This is a genomic window from Paenibacillus puerhi (assembly GCF_009846885.1).
Classification (GTDB): Bacteria; Bacillota; Bacilli; order Paenibacillales; family NBRC-103111; genus Paenibacillus_G; species Paenibacillus_G puerhi.
This window is the reverse complement of sequence record NZ_WUWM01000002.1, coordinates 123,293-140,432: the sequence shown is the minus strand read 5'-3', so window position 1 is coordinate 140,432 and position 17,140 is coordinate 123,293. Positions and strand designations below refer to the sequence as shown.

The 17,140-nt window shown below is 54.6% G+C and carries 17 protein-coding genes; 13 read left to right on the top strand and 4 right to left on the bottom strand.

The genetic code is table 11. The annotated features are described in order from the left end of the window. Positions 1-135 precede the first annotated feature (135 nt). The gene (locus GSF01_RS02475; RefSeq protein ID WP_159881443.1) at positions 136-525 is read left to right on the top strand and encodes a BlaI/MecI/CopY family transcriptional regulator; all 390 of its coding nucleotides are present in this window, start codon (positions 136-138) and stop codon (positions 523-525) included. A 2-nt stretch (positions 526-527) separates the two neighbouring features. After that, entirely contained in the window at positions 528-2,081 is a 1,554-nt protein-coding gene (locus GSF01_RS02470) for a M56 family metallopeptidase (RefSeq protein ID WP_159881442.1), read from the top strand. Positions 2,082-2,112: 31 nt separating this feature from the next. Here the strand turns inward: GSF01_RS02470 and GSF01_RS02465 are convergent, their stop codons facing one another. Together GSF01_RS02465 and GSF01_RS02460 are read right to left on the bottom strand one after the other, a co-directional pair. Continuing rightward, positions 2,113-2,535 carry a GtrA family protein gene (locus GSF01_RS02465; protein ID WP_159881441.1) on the bottom strand — a complete coding sequence of 141 codons (423 nt, stop codon included), beginning with the start codon at positions 2,533-2,535 and terminating at the stop codon, positions 2,113-2,115. A 7-nt stretch (positions 2,536-2,542) separates the two neighbouring features. Continuing rightward, positions 2,543-3,556, bottom strand: coding sequence for a glycosyltransferase family 2 protein (locus tag GSF01_RS02460; protein ID WP_159881440.1), 1,014 nt, complete (start codon positions 3,554-3,556; stop codon positions 2,543-2,545). A 201-nt stretch (positions 3,557-3,757) separates the two neighbouring features. Here GSF01_RS02460 and GSF01_RS02455 point away from each other — a divergent pair, with 201 nt between their 5' ends. The 7 genes from GSF01_RS02455 (at position 3,758) to GSF01_RS02425 (ending at position 13,317) form a co-directional block, all read left to right on the top strand. Then, positions 3,758-4,882, top strand: coding sequence for a hypothetical protein (locus tag GSF01_RS02455; protein ID WP_159881439.1), 1,125 nt, complete (start codon positions 3,758-3,760; stop codon positions 4,880-4,882). Between the two features lie 20 nt (positions 4,883-4,902). Further along, complete coding sequence (gene wsfD / locus GSF01_RS02450; RefSeq protein WP_201305304.1) at positions 4,903-6,444, top strand: glycan biosynthesis hexose transferase WsfD; 1,542 nt, start codon at positions 4,903-4,905, stop codon at positions 6,442-6,444. Then, positions 6,431-8,002, top strand: coding sequence for a hypothetical protein (locus GSF01_RS02445; RefSeq protein WP_159881438.1), 1,572 nt, complete (start codon positions 6,431-6,433; stop codon positions 8,000-8,002). The genes wsfD and GSF01_RS02445 overlap by 14 nt, the downstream gene beginning before the upstream one ends. Then, the gene (locus tag GSF01_RS02440; RefSeq protein WP_159881437.1) at positions 7,999-9,249 is read left to right on the top strand and encodes a glycosyltransferase family 2 protein; all 1,251 of its coding nucleotides are present in this window, start codon (positions 7,999-8,001) and stop codon (positions 9,247-9,249) included. The genes GSF01_RS02445 and GSF01_RS02440 overlap by 4 nt, the downstream gene beginning before the upstream one ends. A gap of 16 nt (positions 9,250-9,265) precedes the next feature. Then, on the top strand, positions 9,266-11,359 hold the full coding sequence (locus tag GSF01_RS02435) for a cellulose biosynthesis cyclic di-GMP-binding regulatory protein BcsB (protein ID WP_159881436.1): 2,094 nt from the start codon (positions 9,266-9,268) through the stop codon (positions 11,357-11,359). After that, positions 11,356-12,210: a diguanylate cyclase domain-containing protein gene (locus tag GSF01_RS02430; RefSeq protein ID WP_159881435.1), complete on the top strand. Its 855-nt coding sequence runs from the start codon at positions 11,356-11,358 to the stop codon at positions 12,208-12,210. The genes GSF01_RS02435 and GSF01_RS02430 overlap by 4 nt, the downstream gene beginning before the upstream one ends. Before the next feature lie 72 nt (positions 12,211-12,282). Next, on the top strand, positions 12,283-13,317 hold the full coding sequence (locus tag GSF01_RS02425) for a CapA family protein (protein WP_159881434.1): 1,035 nt from the start codon (positions 12,283-12,285) through the stop codon (positions 13,315-13,317). A gap of 39 nt (positions 13,318-13,356) precedes the next feature. Here the strand turns inward: GSF01_RS02425 and cdaS are convergent, their stop codons facing one another. Then, entirely contained in the window at positions 13,357-13,974 is a 618-nt protein-coding gene (gene cdaS / locus GSF01_RS02420) for a sporulation-specific diadenylate cyclase CdaS (RefSeq protein WP_159881433.1), read from the bottom strand. 115 nt (positions 13,975-14,089) lie between these two features. Between cdaS and GSF01_RS02415 the strand changes: the two genes are divergently transcribed. Then, the gene (locus GSF01_RS02415) at positions 14,090-14,776 is read left to right on the top strand and encodes a TVP38/TMEM64 family protein (protein ID WP_159881432.1); all 687 of its coding nucleotides are present in this window, start codon (positions 14,090-14,092) and stop codon (positions 14,774-14,776) included. 17 nt (positions 14,777-14,793) lie between these two features. Here GSF01_RS02415 and GSF01_RS02410 read toward each other — a convergent pair whose 3' ends face one another. Beyond that, positions 14,794-15,744 carry an SPL family radical SAM protein gene (locus GSF01_RS02410; protein WP_159881431.1) on the bottom strand — a complete coding sequence of 317 codons (951 nt, stop codon included), beginning with the start codon at positions 15,742-15,744 and terminating at the stop codon, positions 14,794-14,796. Positions 15,745-15,909: 165 nt separating this feature from the next. Here GSF01_RS02410 and GSF01_RS02405 point away from each other — a divergent pair, with 165 nt between their 5' ends. From GSF01_RS02405 to GSF01_RS30010, 3 genes are all read left to right on the top strand, one after another. Next, entirely contained in the window at positions 15,910-16,191 is a 282-nt protein-coding gene (locus GSF01_RS02405; RefSeq protein ID WP_159881430.1) for an alpha/beta-type small acid-soluble spore protein, read from the top strand. 171 nt (positions 16,192-16,362) lie between these two features. Then, a complete protein-coding gene (locus GSF01_RS02400; protein ID WP_159881429.1) occupies positions 16,363-16,899 on the top strand; it encodes a hemerythrin domain-containing protein in 537 nt (178 codons plus the stop codon). Positions 16,900-16,947: 48 nt separating this feature from the next. Then, entirely contained in the window at positions 16,948-17,076 is a 129-nt protein-coding gene (locus tag GSF01_RS30010) for a hypothetical protein (protein WP_268893670.1), read from the top strand. The last annotated feature ends 64 nt before the right edge of the window (positions 17,077-17,140 follow it).

Genomic DNA, 17,140 nt, shown 5'->3' with positions numbered 1-17,140 from the left:
CGGACAACCATGTGTGAACCGATGCCTGATTGGGGTGTCTTTTTTATGTCCATAAAGGGAATGGTTGACATCTTCATTCGACAAGTGTAGAATGTGCGTACGTTGATTCACACTTTGTCGAAAGAAGGTTTTGCCATGAGCGAGGATAAACTGCCAAGATTGCCGGATGCCGAGCTGGAAGTGATGAAGGTGATCTGGGAAGCGGGGAGGCCCGTAACCTCTGCGGATGTGATGGAGCAATTGAAAGGGGTCAAAACCTGGGGGGTGACTACCGTTCTCAATCTGCTGGCCAGGCTATTGGATCGCGGCTTTGTTACCTCAGAGCGACAGGGGAGGTTCAATGCCTATACCGCACTTGTACAGGAAAAAGACTATCTAAAGCACGAAAGCAAGTCGATCCTGCAAAGACTGTACGGCAATTCGCTTAAGAGCTTTGTTGCCTCTCTATACGACAGCCAGGCCGTTTCCAAGGACGAGCTGGAGGAGCTGCGGAAGTTTATTGAAGAGCGGGCCAAGGAGGGATGAGCATGTCCGAACGTATCCTTACATCCATCATGGAAGTCACGCTCAGTACTTCCGTTGTGATCGCTTGTTTGCTGCTGCTGATCCCATGGTTAACGGCCACTTATACGGTTCATTGGCGTTATTGGGTGTGGATGGCACTGTCAGCGAGACTTGTTCTGCCAGTCAGCTTCGCCTTGCCCCAATCTCCGCTTCGGATCGTCCTCCCTTCCCCAAGCGTGCCGAATGGGCTGAGCCTCCAGGAACAAGCGGCGGCCATTCACGTAAATGAAGCCGTCCAAACCGGTTCATCCGCGGCAGTTTACCCGTTCGCAAGCCTCAGCCTCTATGACTGGCTGGTCATCGTATGGGGCGGGGGAGCGGTACTTACTCTCCTTGTTCACCTGGCAGGATACATCTGGTTCCAACGCTCGATCAGGCGCTGGAGCAGACCGCCGGCCGACCCGAGAGTTCGGGAGCTATTCGAGAAGGAGCTGGAGAGCCGCAGCCTGTCGGGTAAGGTTCGACTTCGGATCGGGAAGCAGCTGGAAGGCCCCATGCTGACCGGCTTCTTCAAGCCTACGGTATGGCTGCCGCAGGAAACCTATCGCGACCATGAGCTACAGGTTATATTCAAGCATGAGCTCGTTCATTATCAGCGAAGAGACTTAGGGTATAAGCTGCTGCTGCTCGCGGTTCAGGCGATCCATTGGTTTAATCCGCTGGTCCATCTGATGGTGAGGCAGGCCGACAAGGATCTGGAGATTTCATGTGATACCGAGGTAGTGAAAGGGAAGGACCTAACCTACAGAAGACAGTACAGCGAAACGATCCTCGCCATTATGGAAGCGGGACAGACGCGAAGCAGCAAGCTCTCCACTTCCTTCAGCGGCGGGAAAAAAACCATGGAACGGCGCTTCGCCAGCATATTGGATCTGGGAACCAAGCGAAAAGGCAAGCTTGCTATGACCACTGTGCTTTTGTTCGTGATAGGCTCGGGTATTTTGGTCGCTTGTACAGCGTATACAGGTTCGGATAAAACGACCTCTGCTTCTTCCGACAATCAGACACGCTTTAACGAGCTTGTGAAGAGCATACAGAGCCGAGACGGGTTTGGGTTCGAAGGCTTGCCATGGCTGATCACGAGGCAGGAGCTTATAGCAACAAGGAAGATAAGCAGCTACGAGACCGGAGAGGATAGGCTGATAACTGCAGCAGACATTCTTCAAGACAGTCCGTCTTTGACGCAAAGAGTCGTTTATCATTTCACAGACGATCAGTTTGTGTCGGGCGAGTACTGGTTGATAACGTCCGATAAAGATCGCTTCGCTGCTTGGAATCAGGAATTGAAGGCAAGCTTGTCGCAATCCCTGCCGCAGCCGACAAGCAATGATCTCCGAGTTTTGGAACAAGCGGATGAAGCGGGTACCCAAGGGAAGGTTGTGGCGTGGCAGGGCACGGATGGCAGCAGATTGAGCATTCATCTGGGAGAAGCAGCCCCGCAAGGGGAAGAAGTGAGCTATGTATTGCAGATCAAAAGCTCCTCGCCTCTTCCCCCAAGGCGAAGCTTGCTGCCATAATTGCTGCGGGGCCAGAGCTGCCTTATCGTCTCTACGCTCGATCTCGCTCCGCAAATACAAAGTGCTTCTGGCCGAGATAATTCAGAATCGTATACAAACCGTTCCCCAGCACCACAGCAATCGTACGGCCTGCATCGCCAGACAGGACCGGGATAAATTCGCCGATGCTGCCTGTCAACCAGCTGCTGCTGGCATACGCCACCACGTAGCAGGAGCCGAGCACCAGGAGGAATTTAATCAGGCCTGTCTTGTGGGCCGTACGGCTTTTGAACGTGAACGACCGGTTAAGCACATAACTGACGCAGGCCCCAACAGCCGTCCCGATCAGGGTAGACATCCAGTAATCGAGCTTCGCCCCGTGAAGGAGCACGAGCATGACGGATAGGCCGACCGCCGTGTTAAGCATCCCGACCAGCAGAAAGCGGAATAGGCTGGAGGTGAGGATCGTCTTCATCCTTTTTCTAACGCGATATGAGTTTCTGATTGTTGTCAGCTTGCACACCCCGATCCTCCAGAAGCTGGTTCACCTCTATATTGTATAAGGGCCTGCTTTTTACTTCCAAGTAAATCTTGCCGATATACTCCCCTAACAAGCCGAGGCTCATCAGTTGAACGCCCCCAAGGAACCAGATGGACAAGATAAGCGAGGTCCAGCCGGAAGTCGTACGCCCCCAAAGATGGACCGTCAAGGAGTATAGGGCCGCGAGAAAGCTCAGTATGAAGATGACGAAGCCGGCGGCCGTCACCATCCGGATCGGCGTGACGCTGAAGGAAGTTATGCCCTGGAAAGCAAAGGACAGCATTTTTCGCAGGTTGTATTTCGACTTCCCCGCATATCGTTCATGGCGGTCATACCGGACGATAGCGGACTTGAAGCCGACCAGGGGGACGATCCCTCTCAGAAACAAATTCACCTCTTTGTAATCGGAGAGGGCGGTCAGAGCCCGGTGACTGAGAAGCCGGTAATCCGCGTGGTTGTAGATGATGTTAACGCCCATCAGCTTCATGAACCGGTAGAAGGCGAGGGCCGTATTCCGTTTGAAGATCGAATCGGTGCTCCGGTTTTGCCGGACTCCGTAGACTACATCATAGCCCTCATGGAACTTGTATATAAACGAGCGGATAGCCGTAACGTCGTCCTGAAGATCGGCATCGATGGAGATGACGCAATCCGAGCACTCCCGGGCGGCGGTCAGTCCCGCGAGCAGAGCGTTCTGATGTCCCGAATTGCGGGACAGCTTCAACCCGCGGACAAAGGTATGGGAACGGCTAAGCTCGTCGATCAGCTCCCAGGTTTCGTCCTTGCTCCCGTCATCGACATACAAGATGATACTTTCCGGAGCGATGAGCCGTTCTTGAACCAAGCGGTCGAGCACGGCAGCCAGTCTTCTCGTCGTTTCGTGAAGCACGGCTTCCTCATTGTAACAGGGTACGACTACGGCCAAAAAGGGCGTCTCTCCTCCGAATGTATACATATATTACCTCCTGAGGGAATGAAGATATTATGGTAAACTTGCTTAGAACCAAAATAGCATAGGAAGCTGAACAAGTCGAGAATAAAAAACGACAATTCGACAAATATAGTGGATGTTTCGGGTTGGTAAATGGTTCCAAAGACCTAATTTTATCATTTCTTACGGTTAAAAATCATAGCATGCATAGGGAGACTTACGGGTATGAAAAAAAGATTCCTGATCGGCGCAAGCATCCTGCTGATGGTCGGCCTCACGGCTTGTGAATCGGCTCCTGCATCCGTACCTGCTGAAAGCAGCTCCCTGCTGCCGATGCAAGCTTATGGGGACAGCACGGGCATGTCGAAGAGACGAGAGGCCTTGTATGCATTTATAGAAAACCGTCTTACCGGCCCGAGCGGCATCCATACGAACCTGAAGGATACTCCGCAGACCGCTGAAGCTGCTAGCGGGCACGAGGTGCTAAGCGAATCGGCAGGCATCCTGATGCGCTATTATGCGATAACCGGGCAACGGCAGAAATTTGACGAGGAGTGGGCCCGGGCCAAGCGGATTTTCGACCTGCCATCCGGCTTCAGCTACCGGTACAGCCCTCTCCTTACCAAGTCTTACCCAATTAATGCGGCAGTTGATGACCTGCGTATGATTAGAAGTCTCCATGAAGCGGCACAGGCCTTCCGCGATCCTGCTTATGCGAACGAAGCGAAAACCTATGGCCAGCGCTTCTACGAGCATAATGTAAAAGACGGGTTTCTGTATGACTTCTACGACGATACGTATCGCATGACCAATGATTTCATTACGTTATGCTACATAGATTTGAAGACGCTTGAGCTTCTGCCGCTATCCGGCAAGTCGAAGGGTGCTTTTACAGCCCGTATGTTGGGTATTAGTAAGGGAGGGTACATATCGGATGACTTCCCGTTCTATGAAACCCGGTATGATTACAAGAAAGCCGGCTACAGCTCGGAGAATATCAACACGGTGGAATCTCTCTTGACTATTCTCGCGCTAACGGAAGTCCGGCAGCACGAGCCCTCCAGCATCCGGTTTGTGAAGGAACAGGTCAAGGCAGGTACCTTGTACGGTCAATACGCGAAGAATGGGAAGCCAACCACGGACATCCGGTCGACGGCAATCTATGCGATAGCGGCTATGATCGGAGCCGAGCTTGGAGACAAGGCTTTATATGAAGACAGCGTGCGACGAATGAATGAATTTCAGATTCTGGATCCCGGGAGTGAGCTGAACGGGGGCTTCGGAGACACAGCCACCGGGCAGGCCTATTCCTTCGACAATCTGATGGCGTTGCTGGCTTACGTATATTAATTGGAAAGAAGGCTTGCGGCATGTCAGGAGAGAAAGTGGGAAAGTGGATTGTCCGATACGGCTCTCCGGCTGCCGCAGCGGCGGCCGGGGTACTGCTGATCACGATCGTGGCGCTCTTCACGCCACCCTTCCTCGGCATGGCGGATAACGGGGATTACTTTCGTATTCTGTACGGAAACGGCTTATATTTCAAACCGCCGGATTACAACGATCAGTATCTGGGTTATTTCGTAAGGGAATACGGCATCTTTCAATTCTTTAACGAGAATGGAGCGCCTCTTTTCTCGTCCCAGTCCTTATTTATACATCTGGCCCTGCTCCTGAACAAGCTGTTCTACAGCTCTGCCGTGTTCGATATCCGGTTCCAGGCCGCCGTTTACACCGTGCTGTATACGATGGCCGTGTACCTGCTGGTGGAGGCCGTCACGTGGAAGCTGCCCCGCAAGCTCGGCTATCCGATTGCCGGCTTGGCCGTGTTCATCTTCGCTGACACCGGTTATACGGCGTTTTTTAATTCTTTCTATAGCGAAAGCGTCGTAATGATCATGGCGATGCTGGTGGTGGCTTCTGGGATGCTGCTTTACCGGAAGAGATACAACGACTATGTGCTGTTGGCCGTGCTCGCGGTCAGCGCCGTACTTCTGACGACGAGTAAGCAGCAAAATGCGCCGGTAGGACTCATCATCGCAATGGCCGGCGTCATCCTTGTATTCGTAAGGCGGGAGCGAGCGTATCGAATGCTTGTCTCTTGTGCGCTTATCGGCTTATTTGCAGTCGGGGTCGGCACGTATGCGCTGATTCCGAAGGAGTTCGTCAACATTAATAAATACCATGCGATGACTCGCGGCGTGTTGATGAATTCGCATGATCCTGAGGCTACGCTGAAATCCTTCGGAATCGACCGGCAGTTCGCTATTCTGAACGGCAGCATTTATTATCTGCCTTACACGGCGGTGGATGTCGATTCCGAGCTGCTGGAGAAGGAGTTTTACAGCAGGTACGGCTTCGGCTCCATCCTCGCCTACTACCTCACCCACCCCGATCAGGCGGGCAAAATGCTGGACCTTGCGGCCCGCAGCGGATTCACGATCCGGCCTCCTGCCATGGGAAACTATGAACAGGCGGCTGGCAAGCCGTTCGGCGCGCAGACGGTTTTCTTCTCAGGCTACAGCCTGCTGAAGGATGCCCTGGCACCGAAAACCTTCGGCTTCGTCGTGATCTGGACGCTCGTCGTGCTGGGGCTTTATGCGCCTTCCTTCGTTGCTGCGGTGCGTGCCAGACGGGTCCGGGCCACGATCCGGCTTCCTTTGATGGCCATGATGATACTGGTCGGTCTGTCCGGCATTCTGGTTTCGATTATCGGGGCGGGCGATGCGGACTTGTCCAAGCATGAGTTTCTGTTTACAGCCTGCTTCGATCTTGTGTCCTTCCTGACGGCAGCCGATTTCTTCGGCCGAAGGTTATGGGGGGCGAGGCTGCTGGAGGACGAACAGGAAGAGGAGGAAGGCGGGCAAGCCGGCGCTGTGAACTATGGACAGGGGGGATGGCATGTTTCCCAATAAGGTCTTATCCTGGCTGCTGCTGTCGCTTTGTTTTCTTCTAGCATCGCCGGGCTTGAACGTCAAAGCCGCCGGCGCCGCTGCCGAACAGCCGTCAAGTCAGGTGTTGGTAATCTACGACAGTCTGTCGATCGGTACCCCGACCGAGGGCAATGTCGAAGCGCTGCAGCGGCTGCTCGCTTCGTTCGGGACCCAGGTGACCTTATCCTCCTTCGATAAGTATGAGCCGGGGGCGCTTCAGCGCTACGACCACGTGATCGCCGTACGCAATGCCGGAGATCTGACGGAGCTGCCGGGAGCCTATGTCCGGGACTTCGAAGCATACCAGGGCCGTTATCTGCATATCGGCGCCCACCTTCCGCAGCAAGCGGTACAAGCTTTGGAGCTTCAGGAGGAGCGGGGCACGAGGGACAGGTTCCGGCTTGCGATCGGACAGCTGTCCGAGGCTTCTCTTCCGGTGGAGAACCTGCCTTCCATTGTCCGCTACGCAGGCAAGGGATATGGCAACTGGAGCTCGGGCAGCCGTTCCGGGACTACTCCATATGGAATCTTGAACGGGCGGCATGCCTATGTCCCCTATATGCAGAAAGGGAACCTCAGCGAGCTGGGCATCGCCTATCTGCTTGCGGACTGGCTGGAGGTCCGCGCGCCGAGCGGATATTATGCGGTGTTCAAGGAGATCTACCCGTTCTCCGACCTGCAGCTGCTCAGACGCTTGGCAGATCGGCTGTACGAATCGGGCATCCCCTTTGTTGCGAGTGTCCGTCCCATCCTCGACAACTTCGACTACCCCGCAGCGCAGCGTTATCTGGAGACGCTCAAATACGTGCAGTCGAGGAATGGCAGCCTGGTGGTGGACGCTCCGTTCGTAGCTTCGACGATCAGTCAGGATATCACGACGTTGAATAAAGAGCTGGCTTCCTTTGTAGATGCTTTGGCTGACTATGGGATAGCGCCTCTGGGAATCGGGGCGGAGATGTACTGGAGCTACGATGAGCATTATGCGTCCAAAGGGCTGGCATTCTTCGACTCGGTCGTGATGTTCCCGAATGAGCGGATTATGCACCGGGCCCCGACCTCTACATCGAAGACCTTTGCCTCCACGCTGTATACGCTGAAGGCTGGTGAGCTGGAAAGATTCGACCAGTCGATCAAAGCGATAGAGCCGCTCCCTATGAACACCGCTTTCGTGTTCGAGCTTCCCGAAGGCGAGGAGCAACTGGAAGCAACGATTCAGGCGCTCCAGGGCGACTGGAAAACTTTTTCCGATTACAAGAGCATGGTTCATGTCGTCCGCACGGACAAGCATGAGATCCGGTCCGCCGCCGGGCTTCTTCAGATCAACGGCCGAACGCTCGTCTTGAACAAGGACTTTGCGCAGATCGAATCGGATCATACGTATATCGAGGAAGGCGAGCGCAGCTTCGACGCCCTGTTCACTATTCAGAACAATATCTTTATCGTGCTGATCACAACGACCCTGTTGATATTCGGAATTTTCCTGGTGATCGGCTATCGGCTGTACAAGCGCAAATACACGCATCCGGGGAGAAAATTATGACGATTGCAGATCTGCTTATGCTGATTTCGGTGATATGTATATGGTCTCTGCTGCTCGTGAATGTGGTCCTGATCGTAGCGGGCTACTTCTACTATATTCAGCTGGAGAACCAGAGCGTCCCGGAGCTTCAGGAAGAGCCGCCGTTTGTGACGATTATGGTACCGGCGCATAATGAGGGGAAGGTCATCACGCAGACCGTGGAAGCTTTGCTCGCCCTGCATTATCCCCATGACCGGTATGAGATCATCGTCATCAACGACAACTCCTCGGATAACAGCAGCGTGCTGCTGGGCAATCTCCAGCTTAAGCACCCGGGCCGCAATCTGATCATCTTGAATACCGATGCAGTTACCGGTGGGAAGGGGAAGTCCAATGCGCTCAACCTTGGATTTGCGCTAAGCAAGGGCGAATTGATCGCCATCTACGACGCGGACAACACACCCGAGAAACAAGCGCTGCGCTACCTCGTCTCGGAGATAACCCATGATCCGACGCTAGGAGCGGTCATCGGCAAGTTCAGGACGCGGAACCGGGATGCCAATCTGCTGACGCGGTTTATCAACATCGAGACGCTGTCCTTCCAATGGATGGCCCAGGCGGGCCGCTGGAAATTATTCAAGCTGTGCACGATCCCCGGCACCAACTTCATCATGAGAAGGGAGATTGTCGAGCGGATCGGAGGATGGGATGTGAAGGCGATCGCGGAGGATACCGAGATCAGCTTCCGCATCTATATGATGGGGTACCGGATCAAGTTCCAGCCGAAAGCCGTCACCTGGGAACAGGAGCCCCAAACGGTCAAAGTATGGTTTAAGCAGCGCACGCGTTGGGCGAAAGGCAATATTTATGTCATCATCAAAAACCTGCCGCTGCTGTTCGATCGCTCGGCGAAGACGATTCGCTTTGACATTCTTTATTTTTTGTCGATTTATTTTCTGCTGCTGACCTCTCTCGTGATGTCCGACCTGCTGCTGATCCTGAATGCTCTTGGATATGTGACGACTACGATAGCAGGCTTCAGTTCGTTCCTATGGCTGCTGGCGGTTACGCTTTTTGTCGTCGGCACCTTTATTACTCTCGTTACGGAGAAAGGCGAGATGAGGCTGTCGAACTTATGGATCATCATGCTGATGTATGTTTCCTACTGCCAGCTGTGGATGGTGGTGGCGGCCTACGGCATGTATACCTACTTGAAGGACCTGGTGTTTAAACGAGAGGCCAAGTGGTATAAAACCGAACGATTCTAAGGGGGTGAGGAGACTAGTGAACAAAAGATTGCTAAGGATAGCTCTGCTCTGCGGGGCTCTGCTGCTGCCGCTTACGGCTCGTGCCGAGGGTGCATTAGACGGGGGAGCGGACGGAAAGACGTACGGGACGACGTTTACCGGCACCTCCTTATCCGGGGGGATAACCTCCGCCCAGCAATATTTTCGGATCGAAGACTATTGGAAGGTGGGAGCGGTAGAGGTGCGGCTCGATTATAAAGCGTCTCCCTTGACGCAGAGCGAGCGATCCAGCGTTACGCTGCTTCTGAACGGCACGCCGTTTCATTCCTTCCGGCCCGTGACCGGCGAGACGGGGAACCAGCAGCTGTCGGTGGCGGTCCCTGCCTCGCTTCTGACCGAGGGAGTCAATACGCTGGGCATTCAAGGACAGCTCGAAACGATCGATCCGAGCCTGCAGCTCGTCTGTCTGCCGACCGATACCCGGGGCAGCTGGCTTCAGGTGCTGGATTCCTCCCGAATTACCGTGCACTACGACCGCGAGGCGATGAAGGATAGCATCCGGGATTTCAATCGCCACTTTATCGGACTCGATACGGTCGATGAAGGGCAGAATGCCGTAGCGGTGTCCGGGAAGAGCGAGACAGCCGAGCTGGAAGCCGCGGCGTATGCTTTATCCGGATTCGCCAAGGCGAACTCGCTGAAGGAACGCACGATCTCTCTGATCCCCTATGTGGCGGAGCAGGTGAAGGGGAAGCGGGCGGTTGTGCTTATCGCTCTCTACGATAATTTGCCGGATGAGCTCAAGGGGCTGTTGAGTACAGGGGAGCTGCAGGATAAGGCGCTGCTCCAACTGGTGAAGACGGCCGATCAACCTACGCTGGTTATCACCTCTCGCGATGCGAGCATGCTCATCAAAGCCGGACGCCTGGCGGCCAATCAAGCGTTGCTAGCTCAGATCGACGCGAATGCGAAGGTAGTGGATGCGACGACGGAAGTCGGGACGCCCGCCGCCAGCGTCAGCCGGAATGTCGTCTTGACCGAGAGCGGAGACCAGTTGACCGGCGAGGGTCACCAGGAAAGAACCTATTTCGTCGCCCTGCCCGGAAATCGTTCGCTCGCCGATGCCAGCAAGCTTAGTCTGGATTTGCGCTATGCGCGTAATCTGGATATGGAACGCTCCATGGTTACCGTCCTGATCGACAAAACGCCTATAGGCAGCAAAAAACTATCCTCGGAGCTGGCGGATGGCGATCGTCTTACGCTGCAAGTGCCGAAAAACTTGAACATCTCGGGCAATTTTTCGGTAACCGTCGCTTTCGATCTGGAGCTCAAGCATCATATGGATTGTATAGAAAGACAAGATCAGATGCCCTGGGCTTTTATCGGGAAGGATTCGCTGCTGCAGCTGAACACCAAGGATCGAGCCGACTTGCTGCTCAATAATTACCCCTATCCCTTCCTTCGCGACGGCAGCTACAACCAGGTGGCTGTGGTGCTCCCGAGCAAGCGCGATGCCTACAGCTTCCAAACGCTGACCCATCTGTTTAACCTGCTTGGCCAATATGCGCAGACGAATACGGGAGAGGTTCGCTTCTTCGGAGACGAGGCCAGCGCGGAAGAGCTGAAGGGAAGGCAGATCATTGCGATAGGCAGCTACCAGGACAACAAGGTTATCCGGGATAGCAACGAGCAGCTGTATTTTCGCTATGATCCGGACGGCGGAGGGTTTGTGTCCAATGAAAAGATGAGCATCGAGACCGAATACGGAAAGCGTATAGGCTCCCTGCAATTGATCGATTCGCCTTACGGCCGAGGCAACGGACTATTGGCAATTACGGGCAGCGGCTCCGAGTATGTGTATCTGGCGTCCAAGCTGCTGGCTACGGAGGGTACGCTGTGGAAGGTATACGGGGATGGCGTCGTTACGGATAAAGACGGCAGGACGCAAGCCTTCCGGTTCAAAAAGCTGGCCGAGCCCGAGTCCCCCTCCGTGCTCCGCGAGGTGCTGGAGCGCAAGGATGTGGTCGGCTTTACGATAGCTGCCGTACTTACTCTTGTACTGGTGCTTGTTTCTCTGATTCTGATGATCCGCAAGCACAAGAAGTCAACGAAGCGGGGGAGAGGCCGATGAGACGCCTACAAGGCGGCGCGCTTTCGGACGGGGCGTTCTTGCTGCTATTCATCGCTTGCTTTATCAGTATCGTCTATACAGCAGCGGATCCGAATACGTATGTTCCGAACATTATTTTCTTGAATCTGGCCTTCCTGATCGCCATCATCACGTATTTTACGACCCTTACGACGGGGTTGATGCTGAATGTCGTGTTTGTATTCGGCTACGGGACCTTCACCTTGTACCAGACGGTTGTGGAGGGGGACGTTATCGTGACCCAGAATTATTTCTGGCTCCTCATGACGCCCATATTCACGGTTGCAACGTGGATGTTCACCTTGGCAAGCAGGCAGTTGCAGCAGGAGAATGAAGAACTGAAGAAGACCAACTCTTCTCTGGCTACGATGGACGAGAAGACAAGCTTGAAGAACAGCTTGGCCTTCCAGAACGATGCTACGGTTTTCATGGCGCTGTCGGTTCGCTATCATATGCCGCTGACTTTGCTTGTGCTCAGTGTGAAGTATTGGGATGAGATCAGGCGCATGATCGGCGAAGAGAAGCTGATGGAGGCGGTGCATGATCTGTCCAAGCTCAGCCAGACCAGCATCCGCACGAATGATTCGCTCTACTTGCTCAACCGGGATAATCCGACTTGGGGAATGCTGCTGTTTACGGACCGGGAGGGAGCGAACTTCGTCATCGAGCGGTTGAAGAGTCGGGTCGATGATCTGAACGACAGCGAGTACGCCGAGAAGTATAAGGTGGAGCTCGTCCTGAAGATAGGCGCTATCGAGTATGACAAGGACACGATCCCGACGCCGGTTTCATTTATAGCCCAGGCCAAGAAGCAGCTGGAGTATGACGTATAGATTTTTGGGCCTGCCGGGCATGAACGATGGTGACGCACCTGAATAGGATAGTCCCGAAGGGAGGGACGTCCTATGTCTACGATAATCCGGATAGCCGCCGTAGGAGATATTCTGGTCCCGGAATCGATGATACGCTCCGCGCGCATAGCAGGTTCGGCCCGTTACGACTTTGCTCCGATCTTCCGCTACGCGGCGCCGCTGCTCCGAAGCGCGGACCTGACGATCGGTAATCTGGAGCTGCCGCTGGGCGGCCACGCGTCGAGATATACTTACCGGCATCCGAAGACGGGCTTCTATACGTTCCATGCGCCTGCCGAGCTCGCTTCGGATCTGAAGGCTTCGGGCTTCGATGTGCTAGTGACCGGCAATAACCATTGTCTGGACCGCGGGATGACTGGCTTGATCCGAACGCTGGACATTCTGGATGAAGCGGGGATTGCCCACACGGGGACCTTCCGCAGCGAAGCGGAGTCGGGACGTCCTCTTCTGCTGGACATTAAGGGGGTCCGCATCGCCGTGCTATCCTACTCGAAAAGCACCAATCGTCTCACACTGCCGCAGTCGTGCGCCTGGATGGTCAACCGACTGGACGAGGAGCAGATGCTGCGTGAGCTTGCGGCTGCCCGCAGAGCAGCGGATTACACGATCGTCTGCCCGCATTTCGGCAAGGAGTATACGCATGAGCCGGGGAAGGTGCAGAAGCGGCTGGTCCGTATGCTGCTTGAGGGCGGCGCGGATCTGGTGCTGGGCGCGCACCCTCATGTCGTACAGCCCGTCGTGCGGACCGGCGGCCAGGCGGCCGCTTATTCGCTGGGCAATTTCATTTCGACGACGCTAATGGGGCATGCGGCTACACGGAACGGGCTGTTGCTGCTCGCTGCCATCGAGAAGGATGCGGCGGGTACCCGTCTGCTTAGCCTTGACTATGTGCCTACCTGGGTACGAAGGGTGCCCGTCTCGGGCGCGATCTCCTATCAAGTATTGCCGGTAAGCGAAATCTCCGTCTCCGGCTCTCATCTGCCAAGTACGATACATCCCCGGGAACGGAAGGCGATGCGGCTTGCCGCCCGGTATACGATGGGGATCGTGCATCGTTCCGTCAAGTAGTCGTATGGGGCCGTATAGCCGATAACCCGGGTTAACGGATCAAGTAGTGATCATATGAATGGGATGTAAAGCACCGTTTATAGCAAACGAGGCTTGACCCGTTTCTTCAGATACGACAAGAACGATCGCATCGGATCTTTCGCTTAGTCCGATTGCAGCTCGGTGCCTTGTTCCTAGTTTTCGGTCTGTTACCTGAATGTTGGATAAAGGAAGAACGTTAGCAGCAGACACAACCGTTTCGGCGCGAATCAGAATAGCCCCGTCATGTAATGGGTTTCCCGGAAAAAATATCGATTCGATCAAGGAGTGGGATAACGTCCCCCCAATGGGTACGTTGGATGGAATGAGCGATTCAAGGGAATCGTTTCGTTCCACGACGATTAGCGCGCCATGCTTTCGTTCGGATAAATGGCATATGCTTATCGTCAGATCCTCGTATTTGGATGTGTAAGGAGATAAATAACATTTTAAATAAAAGGACGCGGCGGTTGTGACGATATCTGTCATCACGTTTCTCATATTTTCGAATTGTTGTACGAGGCATACATCTTCATTGCTTAATAGCTCGATATTATGTTTCGCTAGTGAAGATATTTCTTCGAGCGATTTTTCTAAATGTTCTTTTAAGGAAGAGGAATTGCAATTGTCATAGATCATCTTTTGAACCTCGATTCGGGAAAATAACTTAACTTATGTTTGCCCAAAATGGTATGATATTATCCGAAACGCGGAATAGAGAAATGGCGGAACCCTTGAGGAAAGGAAGTCGCACGTGCACGTGAAAAAAGGCTTGGTCGTTCTCATGTATGCAGCTTTGATAGCAGCTGCACTCTTCTATAAAGAGGAGCTGCTCCGCTGGCTTGGCAGCGGGGATCGCTCCGATCTCCCTCTGATGCTGCTGCTATCCGTATTGCTCGCTTTTGTCCCGGTGGTCCCGTTCGGAGTGGTAGGGGGCATCATGGGGGCCAAGTACGGGTTCGTGATCGGAGGACTTCTGAACCTGGCAGGCTCTTCGATAGCAGCCGTACTGATGCTGCTGCTCGTCCGAGTCTTGTTCAGGGATCAAGGGAGACGTTACTTGACCCGGTTCCGGAGTCTGGAGAGATTCACGGCGCTGTACGAAAAGCGTCCGTTCCTGAGTGTGCTGGCCGCGCGGCTGATCCCGATCCTGCCCTCTCCGGCCATCAATATCTATTCAGGCCTAAGCCGTATTTCGGTGGCGGTGTTCGCCGCGGCGACGGTGTTAGGCAAAGTGCCTGTTATGCTCGTGTTCGCTCTCGTAGGCGATACGTTTCTAACAGACCCGATCATGACGGCCGCTGCGCTGGCGGTCTATGCCGTATTTCTCGCTGTTGTGTATGCGGGCTACAAGCTTGCTCTGCGGGGACAGGCAAGACCGGCGGGCCCAACAGGAGCAGCCAGCCCGCCAACGCCTGGCGCGAGCTGCGACGAGGTCTGACTCGGGGCACTCATCGTTTATAGATCGAAAGCCAACTGCACCGGACGCTGTTCGGTGTTTTTGGCGTCGGACGGCGGGGCATCTCCGTTGCCAGGGCTAGCAAGCGGATGATAAGACGGCAGGCCGTGAGATCGAAGCAAGTCATCGAGCCTCCCCGCGACTTCAGCGCGGAAGGGCTTGGGGGCCGAAGGGGAGTCCGCGTACAACCGGGCGTAACGCCGAGCCAGCGAAGGGTAGTGCTGGTTCAGAGCGGCGAAGAACCAGGACTTGACGGGAGCTGTATTCAGGCGCAGGACAGACCCCATGACGAAAGCGGCGCCCGCTTCCGCAACCGCCTGCACCAAAGGCTCGAGCTGATCAGGCCCGTCAGTAAGAAAGGGAAGGATCGGCGCGATGAATACGCCGGCTTCGATCCCCCTCTCCCGCAGCCCGGCTACGGTTCGCAGTCGTTCGGAGGGAGCGGGAGACATCGGCTCAAAGCTGCGCCAGATGGATCTGTCGAGCGTATTCAAGCTCACATGGACGGTGCAGTCGGGCAGACGCGCGAGCAGGTCCGCATCCTGCAGGATGAGCGGCGAGCGGGTCGTGATGCTGGCCGGTATCCCGTAAGCAACGAGTACCTCCAGGCATTGCCGGGTAATTCGCTCCTTGGCCTCCGCTTGCTGATAAGGGTCGGTGGCCGTTCCCAGCGCCACCTTGCCGATCCTCTCGCGTCCGTTCCTTGACTTCAGCATGCGCTGAAGCTGGGCCTCCAGGGCTTCGGCTGCATTATGCTTGACCAGGATACGGTGCTGGAACGTATCGTCGGTCGCAAGCCCCAGGAATGTATGAGTTGACCGCGCATAACAGAAGCTACAACCATGCTGGCAGCCGCGGTAAGGATTGATCGACCAGTCGAAGGGCATGGAAGGACTTTTTACCGCGTTAAGCACCTGCTTGGCGTGAATCGGCTCGTAAGTAGTTTTCATACAGACACCCCTCCGAATATAGCAAGAATAGCGAGAAACGAACAAATGTTCCCGTTAAGTAACTTTATCACGAAAAAGCGGGGCCAAGCAACTGGTATCGGCTTCCGCTAACCGCCGGAGCAGAGATTCCGGGTCTACCCATTACTGATATAAGGAGCGTTCGCGATGGCCAGAAGAAGAAACCGACAACCCGTAGTCCCAGGGTCGGGACAGGCGCTTGATGCCTTCAAGGCGGAAGTGATGCACCGTGCGGGCTATACCGCGAGTTCCGCGCAGCCGGAACGGGTCAAATACGAGGTTGCCAGCTCGCTTGGCATCCCGCTTAAGCCGTCCGGGAACGGAGCTTTGTCCACCGAGCAGGCAGGGAAAATCGGCGGGCAGATCGGCGGCACGATGGTGCGCGAGATGATTAGGCTTGCCCAGGAGCAGCTTGCGCGCAAATCATGAATACGACAATCGCATAGCCGGCACGTCAACCGCCCTGGTTTCGCAAAAAGGGCGGTTTTTGGCATGCTTCGAGCCGGATATGTCGAATTTGCGGCGAGTGACATTTTTCACAGTGAATTTCGGCACAGGAGATTACAATAAAGATAATTCCAAATCAAGGAGGATTCCGGCATGCACACACCGGCAGTTGAAATATTCGAGCAAAGCGCTCGACCGACCCAGTTCATGGAAGCTATCGATCGCCTGAAGGAAGAACATGATGATTTGCGCTTGCGCCTTAAGGAAATTTGCCGCGAAGGCGAAGGAGTAAGCAAACTAAGATCGACCTCAGAAGCTGCCGAGAAGCTGAAGGAGCTTCGCGGGTCCATAAGCGTACTGATGGAGTCTCTGGATCGTCACGCGAGCTGGGAAGAGCAAGAATTGTTCCCGATGCTGACCCGATATTTCAACAAAGTGCAAGGACCGTCGATCATGCCTTCGATTTGGGTGATGGAGAAGGATCACGAGCTGGCGCATTTGTTCGTACAGTCTTTCTACGAAGCGTTGGATGGGCCTGCACAAAAAGGTGAAAAAATTCACGTGAAAACGGCAGCCTCCCATCTGATACAGGCTTGCCTGATCTTAACCGAGCATTTGAACCTGGAAGAAGAGGTTGTCTATCCGATGGCGGAGCAAATCCTTACGGATATCGACAGCTTGTTCTCATAGATGACAGCATCGAGCCACAATGAAAAACCTGACAAGGAGGCGAATCCCATGACACAGAGAAAGGCGATCGACTGCAACTCCTGCGGCAAGGTCCAGGGCTATGGGGAAACCGGCAGCGAATGGATCTGCGAGGATTGCCGAGTCTCTCCGGCGACGGAGGAGCAGCGCTCCGAGTAGGGTAATCCGGGAGCCTGACCCTATAAGGGCGGCGGGTTCCTACAGCCAGTAGCGATCAAGCTTT

Excerpts from the sequence above, each read along its gene's own strand:
- GSF01_RS02445 (WP_159881438.1), top strand. The coding sequence starts at position 6,431 with ATGTTTCCCAATAAGGTCTTATCCTGGCTGCTGCTGTCGCTTTGTTTT.
- GSF01_RS30010 (WP_268893670.1), top strand. The coding sequence starts at position 16,948 with ATGACACAGAGAAAGGCGATCGACTGCAACTCCTGCGGCAAGGTCCAG.
- GSF01_RS02400 (WP_159881429.1), top strand. The coding sequence starts at position 16,363 with ATGCACACACCGGCAGTTGAAATATTCGAGCAAAGCGCTCGACCGACC.
- wsfD (WP_201305304.1), top strand. The coding sequence starts at position 4,903 with ATGTCAGGAGAGAAAGTGGGAAAGTGGATTGTCCGATACGGCTCTCCG.
- GSF01_RS02440 (WP_159881437.1), top strand. The coding sequence starts at position 7,999 with ATGACGATTGCAGATCTGCTTATGCTGATTTCGGTGATATGTATATGG.
- GSF01_RS02455 (WP_159881439.1), top strand. The coding sequence starts at position 3,758 with ATGAAAAAAAGATTCCTGATCGGCGCAAGCATCCTGCTGATGGTCGGC.
- GSF01_RS02470 (WP_159881442.1), top strand. The coding sequence starts at position 528 with ATGTCCGAACGTATCCTTACATCCATCATGGAAGTCACGCTCAGTACT.
- GSF01_RS02405 (WP_159881430.1), top strand. The coding sequence starts at position 15,910 with ATGGCCAGAAGAAGAAACCGACAACCCGTAGTCCCAGGGTCGGGACAG.
- GSF01_RS02410 (WP_159881431.1), bottom strand. The coding sequence starts at position 15,744 with ATGAAAACTACTTACGAGCCGATTCACGCCAAGCAGGTGCTTAACGCG.
- GSF01_RS02475 (WP_159881443.1), top strand. The coding sequence starts at position 136 with ATGAGCGAGGATAAACTGCCAAGATTGCCGGATGCCGAGCTGGAAGTG.
- GSF01_RS02430 (WP_159881435.1), top strand. The coding sequence starts at position 11,356 with ATGAGACGCCTACAAGGCGGCGCGCTTTCGGACGGGGCGTTCTTGCTG.
- GSF01_RS02425 (WP_159881434.1), top strand. The coding sequence starts at position 12,283 with ATGTCTACGATAATCCGGATAGCCGCCGTAGGAGATATTCTGGTCCCG.
- cdaS (WP_159881433.1), bottom strand. The coding sequence starts at position 13,974 with ATGATCTATGACAATTGCAATTCCTCTTCCTTAAAAGAACATTTAGAA.
- GSF01_RS02460 (WP_159881440.1), bottom strand. The coding sequence starts at position 3,556 with ATGTATACATTCGGAGGAGAGACGCCCTTTTTGGCCGTAGTCGTACCC.
- GSF01_RS02465 (WP_159881441.1), bottom strand. The coding sequence starts at position 2,535 with ATGAAGACGATCCTCACCTCCAGCCTATTCCGCTTTCTGCTGGTCGGG.